This window comes from Bacillus sp. FJAT-44742 (genome assembly GCF_002797315.1).
Lineage (GTDB): Bacteria > Bacillota > Bacilli > Bacillales > Marinococcaceae > Thalassorhabdus > Thalassorhabdus alkalitolerans.
The window spans coordinates 1,821,148-1,837,608 of the sequence record NZ_KZ454936.1 but is presented as its reverse complement, the minus strand read 5'-3'; the positions used below and the strand labels follow the sequence as shown (position 1 = coordinate 1,837,608).

Here is a 16,461-nt window from a genome sequence, read left to right as displayed (position 1 = left end):
AAATGACTCAGCCTTTTGATACATCTAAGCCTATATATCGGCAGCTGGCTAACAGATTATACTGGAAAATACTACGTAAGGAATTATCAGCCGGTGACAAGCTTCCTTCAGTACGTGATACAGCAGTAGAATTCGGTTTAAATCCAAACACAGTTTCAAGAACTTATAGTGAAATGGAGAGGGATGGTGTGGTGGAGACAAAAAGAGGACAAGGAACATTTGTCACACAAAGTGAGGAAGCTCTTACAGAGTTAAGAGAGAGGTTGAAAGATACGCAGATCAGGCAGTTTGTTAAAGAAATGGAAGCGATGGGCTTTGAGGCCGAAGATATGATTAATGGAATTCAAAAATATATCGCTGAGGAGAGAGACTCATGATTGAATTTCAAAATGTAACGAAAAATTATGGCAGAAAACGAGCTGTTCGTGATACTTCTTTTTCGGTTTTGAAAAACGGTGTTACCGGCCTCGTAGGAGCCAATGGAAGCGGTAAGTCTACTTTGTTAAAAATGGCAGCCGGGCTCATTCGTCCTTCTAGTGGAAAAGTTACTGTAAATGGAAAGCCAGTGACACGGCAGATAGCCAATGACATTTCATACTTATCTGAATTGGATGAATACTATCGTTATCAAACAGTAAGCCAGCTTCTTGATTTACAGGAATCTTTATTTAATGATTTTAATAAAGAAAAAGCAAAGGACATATTAAATTTCATGGAAGTGGAAAAAGAAGTTAAGCTTAAAAATTTATCTAAAGGAAACAGAGGAAGAGTGAAAATTGCGATTACGCTTGCAAGAGAAACACCAGTTGTCCTGATGGATGAGCCTCTTTCTGGTCTGGACCCAATGGTGCGCAAGTCGATCGTGAAAGGGTTAATTTCTTTTATCGACTTAGAATATCAGGCATTGATTCTGACTACTCATGAAATTAGTGAGATTGAAACGTTACTTGACAGAGTAATTGTAATAAAAGAAGGAAAAATTATCGGAGATCAGGAAACGGAAACCATCAGAATTCAGCGTCAGCAAGGCGTAGTGGATTGGATGACGGAACTGTATAAAGTGGAAGAAAAATAAGAAAAATTTAAAGGTCAACTATTTATGCCTGGGAAGTTCTTATGATATGTAACTATAAGGCTGGCTGTGTCATCCGGATCCGATTCCTCTTTTTATGTTTTAGATGATATCCATTTAACCTGCCGGTTGCATTGACATGGAGTGTAACTTGGCAGGTTATTTACTTAGTGAAGGTTTTTGCTGATTTGATCATCCTCATTTTTCGTTGTGCCTAAGCCTTTTTCGGCAGCAAGGCTTATAAACTCATAATATAAGTAATGCAGCAAAATTGAATATCTTTCTTTATAGGAGGCTTGGTTGAATATAGTTTTTAAATCTTTATCACTCAGTTCTGAAAGCACTCCCTCAATAATTATAAAAGCATCTTCTTCATCCCCAGTAATGTGATCCTTATACATATCATACAACTCTTCCACCAGTTTCATGTCATCCCTCCCTTTCCTGATTGTATACCCTTACTATGAGCGAGTCCTGTGCCCTTTATTCTGAAAAAAGGGGTGAATTATGTACAGTTGCCAAAAAGAATTCAAGAATAAAACCATAGGCAATTACCACAATAAAGGAGAAAGGTGGTGAGACGGTGGAACAAAAACTTGGTGTTCATGAAGCAGCAGAACTTCACGAGTTAGTCATGTTCAAAAACCTCTGTTTAACGAAGTCTTCAACGATGCAAGGACTAGTCAATGATAACGAACTGCAAACTTTAATGCAGCAGGATATACAAAGCTCTACACAGGCAATACAACAGCTGCAGGGGTTACTGCAAAAATAAGGAGGGAAGAAAATGAATAATATGGTACAAAGTATGGCTGGAATGGGTGCCATGACAGATCAGGTGATTGCAACAGACTTACTGATTTCTGCAAAATCTGGAGTGAGAAATTGTGCGATTGCATTAACAGAAGCGGCTACTCCGGAAGTAAGGAATGTCCTTCAACAACAATTGACACAGGCAGTGCAATTTCACGGGCAAGTATCCCAGTATATGATGGAAAAAGGATATTATCATCCCTATCATCCTCAGGAGCAATACAAAATTGATTTTGCTGCCTCGCAGGCTGCACTAAATACGTCACAAGATCAGCTCCAATAAATAAGAAAAGAGAAGAGGATAAGCGTTCTTCATGCTGTTTTTTCCTTTTCTCTTTTTTTATAATTATATAAGCGTGTCTAAGAGTAGTGAGCTATAATAAGGAAAGAAACTATTGGTAAAGGAGCAACAGGATGTACATTTCCGAAGTAGGTATTCAGCTTTCCTATGCTGATACAGATATGATGGGTGTGATATACCATGGTAATTATGTGAAGTGGCTAGAGCTTGGCAGAACCCAATTAATTGAGGATGCCGGTTACAGTTACTTAGAAATGGAGAAAGCGGGCTGCTATGCGCCGGTTCACCATCTTGACATTACATATAAACACGCTGTGCGCCTTGGGGACCAGATTACTGTACAAACGTGGGTGGAAGAAAATCATCGAACGAAAACGATTTACGGGTTTTCTATTGTCAATCAGGAGGAAAAGGTTTGTGCACTAGGAAGTACCACACATATTGTAGTTAAGAAAGAGAATTTCAAGCCCACCTCTTTTAAAAAGGCGTTTCCAGAATGGTTTCAAAAATATGAGGAAATAAAAAAGTCTACAACCTAACAAAAATTTTTGCAGAAGAGAAATAAATACGTTGTTCGTTTAAAAAGGAGAGAAAAAAGTGAAAAATCAAGAAGCTTTATATTCCTTTTTACTGGAGAATTCCAGAACATTAACGGAAGAGTGGTATGAGTCCTTAACGGAAACAGATCCTTCCTCCGTTTATGCTTCCACGAATCCAGAGGTCATTCGTACCCTGAAAAATCAAAACCATGAATTTCATCTTCATTTTATTGAGATTTTTGCAGAAGAAGAAAATCTATGGTTTGAGAAGTCTTTGCCATGGATAAATGAAATAGCCCGGGATAGTGAACATTTAAAAACACCTCATCACCAGGTTATTCGAGAGTTTATGAGAGTGCGGGCCCAGTATTTAAACTACATTCAGCAGTTTGTTGATAGTGTGGAAAGACCTGTTTCTCAAGAGGAGATCTCTTCCTGGAACGAAAAAGTGATCTTTGGGTTTGATAAAACAATACTCACGTTTGTTGAGGAAGCACAAAAAAACGCGAAAAAGCTCTTAAGTGAAAAGCAGGATATGATTAATGAGCTAAGTGCACCAATAATCAAGCTGAATCATAATACAGCATTATTGCCTATTATAGGAGCAATTGACAGTGAACGCGCTGCTATTATATTGGAGCATACTCTTCATCAATGTTCCGTGGAAAGTATTACCCATTTATTTATCGATTTATCAGGAGTTGCAGAAATCGATACAATGGTTGCCCACCAGATTTCACACTTACTGAAAGCTTTGAGCCTCCTTGGAATAGAGTCAACCCTGTCTGGCATTCGTCCGGAGATTGCTCAAACAGCCGTTCAGTTAAATATTTCCTTTGACAAGGTTGAGATCAAATCGTCTCTTTCTCATGCTTTATCACTAAAAAAGTAAGGATTCTAATATCATTAGAAGAAGGGAATACTTGAGAGGAATAGAGGGAATACCATTTACAAGACAACAATAAGGAGGTCTTGTATGAGCCCCCCTTTACGGATTAAAAGCCAGCTGAATAAGCAGCTTGGTGATCAACTTGATGAAGAAATCATCTCACTTATGTCAGAAGCCATAGAGCAGGAGATTCATAAATTTCAAGTGGAAAGAGGTTGGGCTGGCTATATTAGGGCCTACTATAATTCCCATACTCACAGGGTAAGGGTTAAGGTCGGGCCAAGAGACTTAGAGTTTACAAGCAACGGAGAACTCATGTCTTCAGGAGTCTTTGTTATCTCAGGACAGCTGCGTGTATAATCTCATCAGAAAGAGCCAGTATGCCACTATGGCTGCTGGCTCTTTTCATGCCAGGTTGTAAACGAACCGTTTCCTTCACAGCCTGAACATTTCTCTGGAGGAGCATAATGGTACTCATTAATATGAAGAGAATATCCTTTTCCTCTGCAGTCGGGACAAAGCCCTTTGGACTCCATTTTGGCAATTCTTCTTTGATATAACGCATCCTGCCAATCTGTTATGGTTTGAAGCAATCCCATATTAAAATCTCACCTCTTTTTGTCTTATCAGTTTGTGTAGTGAACTAAATCTTTATACACCATAAAGACAATTGTGAGTTATTGGTTCTCTTTACTTGTTTTTTTGAGGTTTTCCCAGTCAGTGAATAAACCGCTGCCGTTACATCCTGAGCAATCGTATAAAGCAGAGTACATCGCTTCCATTGCAGAGATTTGGTATCCCGTCCCTCTGCATTCAGGGCATTTCCCTTGTTTATCCATTTTTTCTATTCTTTTCCTGTATCTCTTACTATGCCACTCTTTGAGCTTCTGACAAAGACTCATTTCTTTCACCTCAAATCTTTTTGACTGATTGTGTTAACAGTATATGTAAAAGTAAAGAGAAGGTACGAAATGGTTGAAAGCAAGGCTGCTGTACCTTGAAGCGGGTTCTTTTAAGAGCATTGCGGGTATAGATTGCTGTAAAAAGGTTTGTTGATACGAACAGGAGAGATAAATATGAATGTGTTCTATTTGCTGGCAGGCTTTGTGGCTGTGGCGACTGCTTTTACGCATGCAGCCTGGGGGGAGAGAATGATTGTTCCTGAGTTGAAGAAGTCCAAAATGAATGAATTAGCAAAAGCTGGTTTTCACATTGCATGGCATCAAGTGACAGCTCTTTTGTTTGCCGGAGGAATCGCCTTAATCCTGGTATCCATGTTTGCTGGGGTTATAGGCGATATGGCAGCCGTTCTTTTGGTCGCTTTTATCTTATTTAACAATATTATTGTTTTCCTTACAGTAAGCCGGTTAAAATATCCTGAGGTTACATCCCGGACTCTTCCACCTATAATTAACTCGATTGTTATGATTCTCCTTATTATAGGAGGATGGTTTTATTAACCTACTTACCCTTACAAGCTTTTAATACTAATGATGTAATACAAATTTAAAAAGCCTGGTTTGGAAAATCCAGGCTTTTGTTTATGTAAGAAAGTATTTAATTATTGTTAAAATCCTCTCACATGCACTCAAAGCAACTAGTGCGCTATGATGCCTTTAGTTGTGCAGTTTTTTCTGGGAAGCCACCCTGCGAGATCTTCGGCTTATGCTATTTCGAAGTCTCCCGCTTTTCTCTACAATCAAATGGCTTTCAAAATTAAAAATTGGGCTTTTAACTTAGTGTATAAAGTGGTTAATTCGTTCTTGGACATATGATACATAATGATGTTTCTTTTCTATGGCAAATATTAATTTAGAATTTTCAAGATGCTGTAGGCCTTTTTCTTTATAGTGAAGCTCAAAGTAAGCATTTCCTGATTGGTAAAAAAACTCTCCTAAAAGATACAACGATTCATTTTCTAAGCAAAGCTGAATGCCTTCCTTACAATATGATATACAAGGCTTGAACTCCTCTAAAGCAGTAAGGGAATTGGTCAGTCCGAAATATATTCTTGCCTTCACTAAGTGGGTTTGTGGCAGAGTTAATTTAGTAAGATGCTGCAAGGCTTCTTTAAAGATGTCAACAGACTGTTTAGAGTTTCCGGTTTCATAATGAATAATACCAATACTATTCAAAATTTCTATTTCTGTCATGGTGTAAAGAGTCCGGTCTTCTCGTGAATGAACCGCCAAGGCCTCATGTAACAGTTCCAATGCCTTTGCTCCATCCTGATACAAATGAAAATGTACGATTCCTTGATGCCAAAGTAAAAACTGCTTATTCTCTCCTTCCTGAAATAACGGGTTATTATCTTCTGCTTTCACAATTTCTTCTACGGTATGGTAATCTCGTTCACGAATTGCCTTTCGGACTACTGATTTCACATCTTTAATATAATCGCTTCGGGGGCTGCTTCCTTCTTCAAAGAAATAATTGATGTCCACCCCTAATTTCCGTGCAATTTCATACAGGGTTGTTGAAAGAGGGACGACTTCTCCTTTTTCAATTTTACTAATTTGGGCCTGTGTACAAATGTTTTCTGAAAGTTTTTTTTGAGTAATTTTATTTTTCTTGCGTAAATAATAAATTGATTTTCCTATCAAACTGGAATCCATATGTATCTCCTTATAACATACTGTATAGGACTAGTATAGGACAAAACAGGAGGAATAAGAAACAAATGAAACGCAATAACAGGGAAAAAATACCTAAAAAAAAGGGTGTAGAACCTTCATGTAGAATATGAGAAGTAGGTAAATCTTTTCTTATTAATATTGAAGGAAGTTGATCATATGTTAAAACCTCAGGAGATTGATTCCCACTCTATATTAAACGGTGTGGGAGAAAGCATATTTATTACTGACAGAAAATTTATCATAAAATGGGCAAATCGTTATACCAACACGGTATTGCAGGACATTCCATTTTCTATTAAGAGAAAAGAAGATTTGTACGGGTTAAACGTATTGGAGCTCTTTGAAGATGGGACTGAAAGATGGAATGAAGTGAATAGCAGCGCTTATCCGAAAGAGATAAAGGTCTCCTTATCTCTCTTTAAAACTGTCTATTTATACATAGAAAAATGGCAAAAAGATGAGTTTATTATCACCTTTAAACTCATGGATCACAACATTTCAACGATTTGGCAAAGAGTGATTGACAATTACGTTGGGATGTTATCTATTGACAGGACAGGAAGAGTCCTATTTGGGAATAACAAGAGCTGTAAATTATTGTTGTATTCAAGTGAGGAACAGTTGAACCAGGTATTTACAGAGCTGTTTTTTGATCCTTATTTACAAAACACCTATAGCGAATTTTTCCAAGCTTTTACCCAGGGAGAACAGTGGGACGGTGCCCTGGAAGCAAAAAGAAAAGACGGCAGGTACATATGGATAGATGCTATTTTGATTCCGATAAAAGAAGACGGAGGTAACACACAATATGTATTATTTTTTAAAGAAGCTTCGTCGGACAAGCTGAAGGATGCCAAACTAAAAAAAGCGCTGAAGGAACTCTCAGCCATTAAGTATGCTTTAGACCAATCCTCAATGATAGCGATTTATGATGAAAACCAAGTCATCACTTACGTCAATGAAGCGTTTTCAAACCTTGTGAAATACAGTAAGGAGGAGCTCCTTGGAAAGCACTACAGTTATATGATGCCAAAGGAAGACTATAACAAAGTATTTCATAATGAACTGATGGAACCTTTGGACAAAGGAAAGGTTTGGAAGGGGGAAGTGAGGAAAATAGCCAAAGATGGCAGAGAGCTTTGGTTTGATACAACCGTTGTTCCTTTTTTAAATAAACAAAATAAGCCGTATCAATATGTGTCCATTCAAATGGACATTACGTATAAAAAAAAGACCGAGGAGTTGCTCCAGCGTGCTGAAAAGCTGTCTGTTATTGGAGAGTTGGCTGCAGGAGTCGCACATGAAATACGTAACCCCCTTACTTCTATAAAAGGATTTGCTCAATTGCTCGAAGGCAATGACTTTTACAAGCAGATCATTTTAGACGAAATAGACCGGATCAGCAGTATTGTCAGTGAATTTATGGTATTGGCAAAGCCTCATGCAGTAAACTATTCCAGTAGAGATATAGGGGCTTTGCTTAGGCAAGTGATTACATTTTTAGAATCTGAAGCAAATTTGAATAATGTCTCTATTCATTATCACCAAGAAGTTGAAGGTCAATTAAAAATGAAATGCGAAGAAAATCAGCTGAAACAGGTCTTTCTAAACCTAATTAAAAATAGTATAGAAGCCATGCCAAATGGCGGGCCCATTCATGTCATTCTCAGCGGAGATGGTAATAAAGCAAAGATTTCTATTTCTGATTACGGAGTAGGAATGACAAGTGATAAGCTGGAAAAGCTGGGGGAACCTTTTTTTTCAACAAAGGAAGAGGGGAACGGTCTTGGTTTAATGGTTAGTTATAAAATTATTCATAATCATGGCGGGGATATTTCAGTGCGGAGTAAAATAAACCAAGGAACTACGTTTACTATTACATTACCTTTGTTAAAAGGGTAGAACTTTAGCAAGGGGCCACAAAGCTGACTTTCACTGCTTTTGCCTGTTACAATGAAACATGCACCCATGATAGTATCTTGGAAGGAGATTTTAACATGAACTATAAAATGCTTGGCAAAAGCGGCGTGGCAGTATCTGAATTATGCCTTGGCACCATGACCTTTGGAAAAGCTGCTCCTGAGGAGGAAGCAATTTCAATAGTTCATCAATTTTTAGATGATGGAGGTAACTTTATTGATACAGCTGATACATATGTAGGCGGCGAGTCTGAACGTATCGTAGGAAAAGCAATCAAAGATAGACGTTCTGAAGTTATCCTTGCATCGAAAGTAAGGATGAAGGTGGGCCCGCATATTAATGATGTGGGATACTCGAGGAAACGAATTATGGATGGAATTGATCAAAGTTTATCTCGTCTTGATACCGACTATCTGGATTTGTATCAATTACACGTCTGGGACCATCTTACACCTATTGAAGAAACCTTACGTACACTGGATGATTTGGTTACAGCAGGAAAGGTACGTTACATAGGATGCTCGAACTTTTTAGCATGGCAGATAATGAAATCTCTCTCAATTAGCGAGCGGGAAGGCTATGCAAAATTTATTACAGTCCAGCCTCAGTATAGTCTGTTGCATAGGGAGATGGACAGAGAAGTAATGTCTTTGTGCAAAGAAGAAGGGATCGGCGTTCTACCTTGGGCTCCACTTGGAGGAGGATTTTTAACAGGTAAATATAAAACCCCCGAAAAGCCTGATACTGACTGGAGGCTTGCCCAGGCAGGCCCTGGGGAGTATAACTGGGAGACAAAAGCCGTAGATCGGAACTTCGAGATCCTTACTAAAGTGGAAGAAATTGCAGAAAAAGAAGAGAAGACTCCTGCTCAAGTAGCTCTTAACTGGCTTATAATGAAAGAGGGAATTACATCGCCGATTTTCGGGGCCAGAAATATGGCACAATATGAAGAAAACATTGGCGCTGTAGGGTGGAAGCTTCAGGATGAGCATGTGGAGGAACTAGAAGCATTTACTGCTCTGCCTCCAGAGTATCCTCAGCGTTTTATTGATAAATTCAAGCGTCCTTTGTAATATCCAAACAGCCTGACACACAAATTAGGAAAATGAATGTTCCTCACAGTTTGAACTGCACCCTGTAAGTAAGACATTATTTTAAAAATGATTGTAGCGGTCTTGGTCCTATATTAAATAGGGCTGAGGCCGTTTAGTTTTCTCGTAGTCGATCGTGGGTATTGAAAATGATAAGTTCAACAAACAATCCTTAGAAACCATACAATGAGCAGAGTTATTTCATTACTAAGACTATTTGTCCCATCCGTATTTCTTTCCGTTATACATATATAATGCCTTCTTTAGTAAAGTGAGGAATGAGACAACTTTTCACTCTCATAGCCATGGATAAGGCGAGGTGAGAAGAATGAAGAAATCACCCTTGAAGGCAAAGGATATAACAACGAAGATTAACGTGCTTGCTGACAAGGAAACGAATGAAGAAGTTTGGAGAGAAATTATTCGAATAGTCTTTGATAATGAGAGTGTGGCAGAAAAAAATGACATAGATAGTTTACCTTTAAAAGACCAGAACAGGAGGCATGACCATGGATGAGGGAAAACTAATCATCTATGGCAGGGTGTCAACTGAAGAGCAAAAAGAAAAAGGGTACAGCTTGGAATCACAAATTGAACAGTGTTTACTCAAAGCAAAGAGCATGGGATACAAAGAAAATACGATTCACGTGATAAGAGATCAAGCTTCAGGTGCAACCTTAGAGCGCCAGGGACTGAAACTGATGCGACAATATGTAAAACAGCAAACAATAGATATAATAATCATTTATGATCCTGACAGGCTGTCTAGAAACCTGACTCATCAATTGCTGCTTACAGATGAATTTGTCAAACAAGGAGTCAGACTGGAATTTGTGAACTTTGAATGGAAAAACACTCCTGAAGGAATGATGTACTATCAATTGAGAGGAATTTTTGCTCAGTATGAAAGAGAAAAAATAAGAGAACGAACGATCAGAGGACGGATAGAAAAGATTAAAAAGCATGGGAAGCTAAGCTTTGATCCAAGGCTCTTTGGCTATACCTTCAATACAGAAACGGATCAATTAATGATAAATAAAAAAGAAGGAGCGGTAGTCAAGCTTATTTTTCAATGGGCCAGCGAGGGACAGAGCGGAGAAAAAATTGCAGAAAAGCTTGCCAGACGAGGAATACCTGCACCTAGAGGTGAAACGTGGTATGGTTCGACTGTAACTAGAATTTTAAAAAACCAAAGCTATTTAGGAACGTATTACGCGTATAAATCCGACTATCACCAGGGATTTAAAAGAGAGAGACCATTGAATGAACAATTTCCTCTTCCAATTGAAGCACTAGTTGACCAGAATACATTTGAAAAAGTTCAGAAAGTGATTGCTTCTCACCGATCTCATGCGGGGAGGCCGGCGGTTTATTCTTATCTTATAGAGGGTACAGGAGTTTGTTATTGCGGTCGCTCTATGGGGACAACCGTGAAATCCGGCAGGCGTTCCTATACGTATTATGCATGCACAGGAAAACATAAAAAAAGCTATTGTTCTCATCGGAGAGAATCACAAACAGCCTGCAAAAGTCCCTATTGGAACTCTGCTATTGTAGATCAGGTTTTGTGGGACACGATTGTGGAATATATAAAACAACCTCCAAAGGGGAATGAAAGATATAACAAAGGAAAAAATAGCCATGCACATACTCAAGAAGCCTATGTCTTAAAAAAAGAAAAAGAAGAATTACTTGAGAAAAAACAAAGGCTTCTTGATCTATATCTAGATGGGAAAGTAGATAAAGTGCTGCTCGAGAAGAAAATGACGGAAATTAATGATAAACTCGTACTAGTATCTGCTAATGAAAAGGAATCCTCTGAAAACAAAGTGGAGAAACAGGATATAGAAAAGAAGACAGGTAAGGCTGCCTGGGAGGATGAATACAGACATAAGCTTAACAACCTGTCTTACACTCAAAAAAAGCGAATCACAAAATTGCTTGTCCGGCGTATTATCTTTAAGCCCGACAGAGAACTAGTTGTTGACCTGAATATCTCTGGGGGAAATGAAAATATTATTGTCTAAAGTCCTTCCATAGTGAAAGCTATGGAAGACCAGCAGCATGAGTTTGTTTTAATTCTCGCCGGATACCCAAGGGAAATGGATCATTTTCTGTCGTTAAACCCCGGATTGCCGTCTCGCTTTCCAACGTCTTTAACTTTTAAGGATTTTTCTCAACATGAGCTTTTAACACTCCTTGAAATGATGGTGAAAGAAAGAGAATATGAGTGCAGCCGGGAAGCATTATATAAAATGAAACTGCATTTTGAAAAAACAGGGCGGCAGGGGGTTCGTCATTTCAGCAACGGCCGATATGTACGAAACTGTGTTGAAAAAGCCATCAGGATGCATGCCGTTCGGGTTATGAAGCAGAGAAAAGATAAAGACAGGGCTTCTCTTCTCAGGTTAGAAGCCGAAGATTTTAATGTAGATGAGATAGAATCTGGATTATAGTTTGTATACAGAAGGTTGGGATAGCAATGGAACAAAAAATAATCATAGTTGGATGCCGGCTGCAAGATGAAGATGAAGAAAGGTTTCAATCTTCGCTTGATGAACTAGCTTCCCTGGTCAAAACAGCAGATGGAATTGTAGCCGCTTCCCTGATCCAGGCTCGCCACAAGCTGGAGTCCTCCACCTATATTGGTAAAGGGAAGGTGGAGGAACTTTCCCAGCTGGTGGAAGAGATAGAAGCTGACATTGTCGTTTTTAATGATGAATTGACTGGAAGCCAAATCAGAAATTTGTCAAGAATGATTGATGCTTTTGTGATAGACCGAACTCAGTTAATCCTTGATATCTTTGCAAAACGAGCTCAAACAAAAGAAGGTAAGATACAAGTGGAGCTGGCACAGCTTAGTTATCTCCTGCCGAGATTAACAGGACAGGGGGCTTCCCTCTCCAGGCTTGGAGGAGGGATAGGAACAAGAGGTCCCGGAGAAACAAAATTAGAAACTGATCGTCGCCACATTCAAAAAAGAATGGATGATCTTAAAAAACAACTTGCTCAAATTAGTTCCCAGAGAACAAGCTACCGTAAGCAGCGAAAAAGAAACAGTGTCATTCAATTTTCATTGGTTGGTTACACCAATGCAGGGAAGTCAACGTTATTAAATAAGTTGACAAACTCTCAGGCTTTTGAAGAAGATTTGCTGTTTGCCACTCTTGACCCTTTAACAAGACAAATGAAACTTCCTTCCGGATATAACGTTCTGTTAAGTGATACGGTTGGCTTTATTCAGGATCTTCCGACCACATTGGTAGCTGCATTTCGTTCTACACTGGAAGAAGTGAAAGAAGCAGACGTTCTTCTTCATGTAGTCGATTCGTCAGACGCATCAGCTTCTTCACAAATGGAAACAGTAGACAAGCTTCTTCAGGAACTTGAAGTAAGCCACCTTCCTGTCCTTACAGTATTTAATAAAGAAGACCAGCGTAATAAAGAAATACCTTTGCCTCCAGCAGACAGCTCTTCTATCTTAATTTCTGCATTCGAGCATATAGATATAGAAAAATTAAAAGAGAAAATGGAAGAAGTTCTAAAAGAAGCCATGGTCTTTTACCATGTAAGGGTGCCACTTAAGAATGGTAAGCTTGTGTCTTCCCTTAAAAAAGACACGTTAGTGAGCGAAGAAACTCTATCTGAGGAAGAAGAAACGTTTTATGTAAAAGGCTATGTAAAAGAAGACCACCCCATTCACGGGGAGATTTCAAAATATATGATGTGAACGAGGATAAACAAGGGAAACATGAGGGTCTACGAGGAGTATTCGTCTTCGTTAACGAGTAAAAGTTACGATATAAGCTTAACAATCAGAAAGTAGGAACCACAGATGACCAGTCATTATAGTGACAAGATAAAAAAACTAGCTGAACTAGCGGAAAAAAAAATAGAGAAACAGCATAAAGAAGTAGAAAAAATAGAAGAATATAATCAAGGGCGTTTGCTAACGATCTATAAGGAAGAGGGAGTTTCGGCTTTTCACTTCAATCCTTCGACAGGATATGGATATGACGACGCTGGCAGGGAAACATTGGACAAGGTTTATGCCAGAGCCTTCGGAACAGAAGACGCATTAGTAAGGCATCAATTTATCTCCGGGACTCATGCGATAGCCACTGCGCTGTTTGGCAGCCTCCGGCCTGGGGAAGAGCTGGTATACATAACAGGGACTCCTTACGACACCCTGCAGCAGGTCATTGGATTAACGGAAAATGAACCAGGCTCTTTAAAGGATTATGGTATTGCGTGTACCATAGTCCCTTTAACAAAAGAAGGGAATGTAGATTACCCAGCTGTCAGCAAAGCCATAACGAAAAAAACAAAGGTAGTCGCTATTCAAAGGTCCCGAGGATATGACACACGTCCTTCTTTTAAAATAGAAGAAATAAAAAACATGACTCACTTTGTTAAGGAAGTTAATCCTGAAGCTATTGTATTCGTTGATAACTGTTACGGTGAATTTGTGGAAGAAACAGAGCCAGGTCATGTCGGTGTTGATTTAATGGCAGGTTCCTTAATAAAAAATCCAGGTGGAGGCCTTGCAAAAACAGGAGGCTATATTGCTGGAAGGAAAAGGCTGGTAGATCAGGCTGCCGGAAGACTTTCAGCACCAGGGATCGGAAGAGAAGGCGGGGCAACGTTATCCATGCTCCTAGAAATGTACCAGGGGTTTTTTATGGCCCCCCATACTGTTGCCCAGTCTTTAAAAGGAGCCTTTTTCACAGCTGCTTTACTTGAAGAAGCTGGTTTAACTACAACCCCTTCCTCTCAAGAGAAAAGAACAGATTTGATCCAGGCGGTACAGTTTGAGGACAAAGAAAGAATGATTTCATTTTGCCAGGCAATCCAAGGAGCCTCTCCTGTAGATGCTAAGGTTGTACCTATGCCTAGTCCGATGCCTGGTTATGAGGATGAAGTTATTATGGCAGCGGGCACTTTTATTCAAGGAGCAAGCATTGAGCTGTCTGCGGACGGACCCATCCGTCCTCCCTATACTGCATTTGTGCAAGGCGGGCTGACGTATACTCATGTCAAAACAGCAGTCATGCTGGCCCTTGATGAATTGATAAAAAAGAATATGATATAGTCTATTTGGCAAGGGATAATCTGTCTGAAAAATCTGATGTAAAAAAAGGTAACATGTGTTGACGGCAAAGCTGACATGATGTATGATATAGTTAAATCAAGGGAAAGGGGGACGGAAATATGAATGATCACGTTCGCCGCAATATGCCTCTGTTCCCGATTAGCATAGTAAAGCAGCTCACTGAATTATCCGCCAGGCAAATCAGGTATTACGAAGAACATTCACTTATTCACCCAGCCAGGACAAGCGGTAATCAGAGGTTGTTTTCCTTTAATGATGTGGATCGTCTCTTGGAAATAAAGAGCTTGATTGAAAGAGGCATTAACATTTCAGGTATTAAAGAAATTTTTGAACTTAGAGCACAAGAAAGCAGTAAAGAAAATCCAGCTCTTGCACCGAAAACAGAGATTTCTCAGAAAGAATTACGACGCCATTTGAAAAATGAAGTGATGATGGCTGGAAAACATGGGAAGCCATCAATGATCCAGGGGCAGTTGTCCCGCTTTTTCAATTAATAAGGGGAAGACCTTTTGTTCTCCTTACATAATGGAGCTGCAAAAGTTTTATTAGATAACATACTTAGAGAGGAGCCAGTTAACATGGGCAGCAAGTACACAAAAGAGGATATTTTGAGAATTGCAGAAGAAGAAAATATCAAATTCATCCGTTTACAATTTACTGATTTGCAAGGAGTTATCAAAAACGTAGAAATTCCTTATGATCAGCTTACAAAAGCATTGGATAATCAAATGATGTTTGACGGGTCTTCCATTGAAGGGTTCGTCCGCATTGAAGAATCAGACATGTACTTATATCCAGAGCTTGATACGTGGGTCGTATTCCCTTGGACTCCAGAAAAAGGGAAAGTTGCTCGTTTGATTTGCGACATTTATGAGCCGGGAGCACCTGGAGAAGAGCCAACACCATTTGAAGGGGATCCTCGCGGGATCTTAAAGCGTGTATTGCAGGAAGCAAAAGATATGGGGTACACAGCCTTTAATATTGGTCCTGAGCCTGAGTTTTTCCTTTTCAAAAATGATGAAAAAGGCGAGCCGACTATGGAACTAAACGATAAAGGCGGATATTTCGATCTTGCTCCAACAGATCTTGGTGAAAATGCCCGTCGTGACATCGTGCTTGAACTTGAAGACATGGGCTTTGACATCGAAGCTTCCCACCATGAGGTAGCTCCTGGCCAGCACGAAATTGACTTTAAATATGCTGATGCTGTAACTGCTTGTGACAATATCCAGACCTTTAAGCTTGTTGTAAAGACTATTGCCAGAAAGCACGGTTTACACGCAACATTTATGCCAAAACCATTGTTTGGCGTGAACGGTTCCGGAATGCATTGTAACATGTCTTTGTTTAACGAAGACGGGAATGTATTCTATGAGCCAAATAATGAAACTCAATTGAGCGAAACTGCCATGCAATTCCTATCTGGCATCCTGGATCATGCTCAAGCGTTTACTGCAGTAACGAACCCAATTGTTAACTCTTATAAGCGTCTTGTACCTGGATACGAAGCTCCAGTATACGTAGCTTGGTCAATGAGAAACCGCAGTCCGCTTGTTCGTATTCCATCTTCTCGCGGAATGAGCACTCGTATTGAAGTCCGCAGTCCAGACCCGGCTGCTAACCCATATTTGGCTATGGCTGCCCTTCTTGCTTCCGGTCTTGACGGAATCAAAAAGAAAGGCCAATCTCCAGAGCCTACAGACCGCAATATCTATGTAATGGATAAAGAAGAGCGTGTGGAAGAAGGAATTAAAGATCTTCCAGCTAACTTGAAAGAAGCTATTGATAATCTTAAAAAAGACGAAGTGCTTGTGAAAGCGTTAGGCGAGCATGCAGTTGAGCACTTTGTTGAAGCAAAAGAAATCGAGTGGGATATGTTCCGTACGCAAGTGCACCCATGGGAGCGCGAGCAGTATATCCAAACTTATTAATACCTATCAGACCCTTGGTGCCTCAGGCATCAAGGGTCTTTTAGTGATGAAAGGAAAAGTCCTCTCTTCTAATGGGGATGTGAATTGTCATCTAGGTTGATATATTGCGGTTGGAATATCAAATAAGCATATTAATACATCGACAGGCAGGATGTT

The 16,461-nt window shown here is 39.5% G+C and carries 21 protein-coding genes; 17 read left to right on the top strand and 4 right to left on the bottom strand.

Translation table 11 applies throughout. The features are described from left to right. Positions 1-2 precede the first annotated feature (2 nt). The gene (locus CEF17_RS09100) at positions 3-377 is read left to right on the top strand and encodes a GntR family transcriptional regulator (protein ID WP_100399253.1); all 375 of its coding nucleotides are present in this window, start codon (positions 3-5) and stop codon (positions 375-377) included. Further along, the gene (locus CEF17_RS09095) at positions 374-1,075 is read left to right on the top strand and encodes an ABC transporter ATP-binding protein (protein WP_100399252.1); all 702 of its coding nucleotides are present in this window, start codon (positions 374-376) and stop codon (positions 1,073-1,075) included. The genes CEF17_RS09100 and CEF17_RS09095 overlap by 4 nt, the downstream gene beginning before the upstream one ends. Before the next feature lie 164 nt (positions 1,076-1,239). On the opposite strand, the gene CEF17_RS09090 is transcribed toward CEF17_RS09095, so the two are convergent. After that, the gene (locus CEF17_RS09090) at positions 1,240-1,500 is read right to left on the bottom strand and encodes a DUF6154 family protein (protein ID WP_100399251.1); all 261 of its coding nucleotides are present in this window, start codon (positions 1,498-1,500) and stop codon (positions 1,240-1,242) included. A gap of 155 nt (positions 1,501-1,655) precedes the next feature. Between CEF17_RS09090 and CEF17_RS09085 the strand changes: the two genes are divergently transcribed. From CEF17_RS09085 to CEF17_RS09065, 5 genes are all read left to right on the top strand, one after another. Next, positions 1,656-1,847, top strand: coding sequence for a hypothetical protein (locus tag CEF17_RS09085; protein ID WP_100399250.1), 192 nt, complete (start codon positions 1,656-1,658; stop codon positions 1,845-1,847). 12 nt (positions 1,848-1,859) lie between these two features. Next, a complete protein-coding gene (locus CEF17_RS09080; RefSeq protein WP_054635384.1) occupies positions 1,860-2,168 on the top strand; it encodes a spore coat protein in 309 nt (102 codons plus the stop codon). Positions 2,169-2,299: 131 nt separating this feature from the next. Beyond that, positions 2,300-2,725: an acyl-CoA thioesterase gene (locus tag CEF17_RS09075; protein ID WP_100399249.1), complete on the top strand. Its 426-nt coding sequence runs from the start codon at positions 2,300-2,302 to the stop codon at positions 2,723-2,725. Between the two features lie 58 nt (positions 2,726-2,783). Next, positions 2,784-3,617 (top strand): STAS domain-containing protein, encoded by an 834-nt coding sequence (locus CEF17_RS09070; RefSeq protein WP_100399248.1) that lies wholly within the window; start codon positions 2,784-2,786, stop codon positions 3,615-3,617. Between the two features lie 84 nt (positions 3,618-3,701). Beyond that, positions 3,702-3,974, top strand: coding sequence for a hypothetical protein (locus CEF17_RS09065; protein ID WP_100399247.1), 273 nt, complete (start codon positions 3,702-3,704; stop codon positions 3,972-3,974). A 26-nt stretch (positions 3,975-4,000) separates the two neighbouring features. On the opposite strand, the gene CEF17_RS09060 is transcribed toward CEF17_RS09065, so the two are convergent. Together CEF17_RS09060 and CEF17_RS09055 are read right to left on the bottom strand one after the other, a co-directional pair. Next, positions 4,001-4,213, bottom strand: a complete 213-nt coding sequence (locus CEF17_RS09060) for a methionine aminopeptidase (RefSeq protein WP_100399246.1) — start codon at positions 4,211-4,213, stop codon at positions 4,001-4,003. A gap of 78 nt (positions 4,214-4,291) precedes the next feature. Continuing rightward, positions 4,292-4,453, bottom strand: a complete 162-nt coding sequence (locus CEF17_RS09055; protein WP_232725478.1) for a hypothetical protein — start codon at positions 4,451-4,453, stop codon at positions 4,292-4,294. A gap of 237 nt (positions 4,454-4,690) precedes the next feature. On the opposite strand from CEF17_RS09055, the gene CEF17_RS09050 reads away from it, so the two are divergent. Beyond that, positions 4,691-5,074, top strand: coding sequence for a hypothetical protein (locus tag CEF17_RS09050; RefSeq protein WP_100399244.1), 384 nt, complete (start codon positions 4,691-4,693; stop codon positions 5,072-5,074). Positions 5,075-5,350: 276 nt separating this feature from the next. Here the strand turns inward: CEF17_RS09050 and CEF17_RS09045 are convergent, their stop codons facing one another. After that, entirely contained in the window at positions 5,351-6,229 is an 879-nt protein-coding gene (locus CEF17_RS09045) for a helix-turn-helix domain-containing protein (RefSeq protein ID WP_100399243.1), read from the bottom strand. A gap of 177 nt (positions 6,230-6,406) precedes the next feature. Here CEF17_RS09045 and CEF17_RS09040 point away from each other — a divergent pair, with 177 nt between their 5' ends. The 9 genes from CEF17_RS09040 (at position 6,407) to glnA (ending at position 16,305) form a co-directional block, all read left to right on the top strand. Then, positions 6,407-8,152: a PAS domain-containing sensor histidine kinase gene (locus tag CEF17_RS09040; protein ID WP_100399242.1), complete on the top strand. Its 1,746-nt coding sequence runs from the start codon at positions 6,407-6,409 to the stop codon at positions 8,150-8,152. 95 nt (positions 8,153-8,247) lie between these two features. Further along, positions 8,248-9,243, top strand: coding sequence for an aldo/keto reductase (locus CEF17_RS09035; protein ID WP_100399241.1), 996 nt, complete (start codon positions 8,248-8,250; stop codon positions 9,241-9,243). Between the two features lie 346 nt (positions 9,244-9,589). Beyond that, positions 9,590-9,778 (top strand): hypothetical protein, encoded by a 189-nt coding sequence (locus CEF17_RS09030; RefSeq protein WP_100399240.1) that lies wholly within the window; start codon positions 9,590-9,592, stop codon positions 9,776-9,778. Then, positions 9,771-11,288, top strand: a complete 1,518-nt coding sequence (locus tag CEF17_RS09025) for a recombinase family protein (RefSeq protein WP_198508935.1) — start codon at positions 9,771-9,773, stop codon at positions 11,286-11,288. The genes CEF17_RS09030 and CEF17_RS09025 overlap by 8 nt, the downstream gene beginning before the upstream one ends. A 21-nt stretch (positions 11,289-11,309) precedes the next feature. Continuing rightward, entirely contained in the window at positions 11,310-11,717 is a 408-nt protein-coding gene (locus CEF17_RS09020) for a hypothetical protein (RefSeq protein WP_232725569.1), read from the top strand. A gap of 20 nt (positions 11,718-11,737) precedes the next feature. Continuing rightward, a complete protein-coding gene (gene hflX / locus CEF17_RS09015) occupies positions 11,738-12,991 on the top strand; it encodes a GTPase HflX (RefSeq protein ID WP_198509019.1) in 1,254 nt (417 codons plus the stop codon). A gap of 105 nt (positions 12,992-13,096) precedes the next feature. Further along, positions 13,097-14,353, top strand: a complete 1,257-nt coding sequence (locus CEF17_RS09010) for a methionine gamma-lyase family protein (RefSeq protein WP_100399236.1) — start codon at positions 13,097-13,099, stop codon at positions 14,351-14,353. 119 nt (positions 14,354-14,472) lie between these two features. After that, positions 14,473-14,868, top strand: a complete 396-nt coding sequence (locus CEF17_RS09005) for a MerR family transcriptional regulator (RefSeq protein WP_100399235.1) — start codon at positions 14,473-14,475, stop codon at positions 14,866-14,868. 84 nt (positions 14,869-14,952) lie between these two features. Next, the gene (glnA, locus tag CEF17_RS09000) at positions 14,953-16,305 is read left to right on the top strand and encodes a type I glutamate--ammonia ligase (RefSeq protein WP_054635423.1); all 1,353 of its coding nucleotides are present in this window, start codon (positions 14,953-14,955) and stop codon (positions 16,303-16,305) included. Positions 16,306-16,461: the final 156 nt, after the last annotated feature.

Excerpts from the sequence above, each read along its gene's own strand:
- CEF17_RS09100 (WP_100399253.1), top strand. The coding sequence starts at position 3 with ATGACTCAGCCTTTTGATACATCTAAGCCTATATATCGGCAGCTGGCT.
- CEF17_RS09095 (WP_100399252.1), top strand. The coding sequence starts at position 374 with ATGATTGAATTTCAAAATGTAACGAAAAATTATGGCAGAAAACGAGCT.
- CEF17_RS09090 (WP_100399251.1), bottom strand. The coding sequence starts at position 1,500 with ATGAAACTGGTGGAAGAGTTGTATGATATGTATAAGGATCACATTACT.
- CEF17_RS09080 (WP_054635384.1), top strand. The coding sequence starts at position 1,860 with ATGAATAATATGGTACAAAGTATGGCTGGAATGGGTGCCATGACAGAT.
- CEF17_RS09075 (WP_100399249.1), top strand. The coding sequence starts at position 2,300 with ATGTACATTTCCGAAGTAGGTATTCAGCTTTCCTATGCTGATACAGAT.
- CEF17_RS09065 (WP_100399247.1), top strand. The coding sequence starts at position 3,702 with ATGAGCCCCCCTTTACGGATTAAAAGCCAGCTGAATAAGCAGCTTGGT.
- CEF17_RS09060 (WP_100399246.1), bottom strand. The coding sequence starts at position 4,213 with ATGGGATTGCTTCAAACCATAACAGATTGGCAGGATGCGTTATATCAA.
- CEF17_RS09055 (WP_232725478.1), bottom strand. The coding sequence starts at position 4,453 with ATGGATAAACAAGGGAAATGCCCTGAATGCAGAGGGACGGGATACCAA.
- CEF17_RS09050 (WP_100399244.1), top strand. The coding sequence starts at position 4,691 with ATGAATGTGTTCTATTTGCTGGCAGGCTTTGTGGCTGTGGCGACTGCT.
- CEF17_RS09045 (WP_100399243.1), bottom strand. The coding sequence starts at position 6,229 with ATGGATTCCAGTTTGATAGGAAAATCAATTTATTATTTACGCAAGAAA.
- CEF17_RS09040 (WP_100399242.1), top strand. The coding sequence starts at position 6,407 with ATGTTAAAACCTCAGGAGATTGATTCCCACTCTATATTAAACGGTGTG.
- CEF17_RS09035 (WP_100399241.1), top strand. The coding sequence starts at position 8,248 with ATGAACTATAAAATGCTTGGCAAAAGCGGCGTGGCAGTATCTGAATTA.
- CEF17_RS09030 (WP_100399240.1), top strand. The coding sequence starts at position 9,590 with ATGAAGAAATCACCCTTGAAGGCAAAGGATATAACAACGAAGATTAAC.
- CEF17_RS09025 (WP_198508935.1), top strand. The coding sequence starts at position 9,771 with ATGGATGAGGGAAAACTAATCATCTATGGCAGGGTGTCAACTGAAGAG.
- CEF17_RS09020 (WP_232725569.1), top strand. The coding sequence starts at position 11,310 with ATGGAAGACCAGCAGCATGAGTTTGTTTTAATTCTCGCCGGATACCCA.
- CEF17_RS09010 (WP_100399236.1), top strand. The coding sequence starts at position 13,097 with ATGACCAGTCATTATAGTGACAAGATAAAAAAACTAGCTGAACTAGCG.
- CEF17_RS09005 (WP_100399235.1), top strand. The coding sequence starts at position 14,473 with ATGAATGATCACGTTCGCCGCAATATGCCTCTGTTCCCGATTAGCATA.
- glnA (WP_054635423.1), top strand. The coding sequence starts at position 14,953 with ATGGGCAGCAAGTACACAAAAGAGGATATTTTGAGAATTGCAGAAGAA.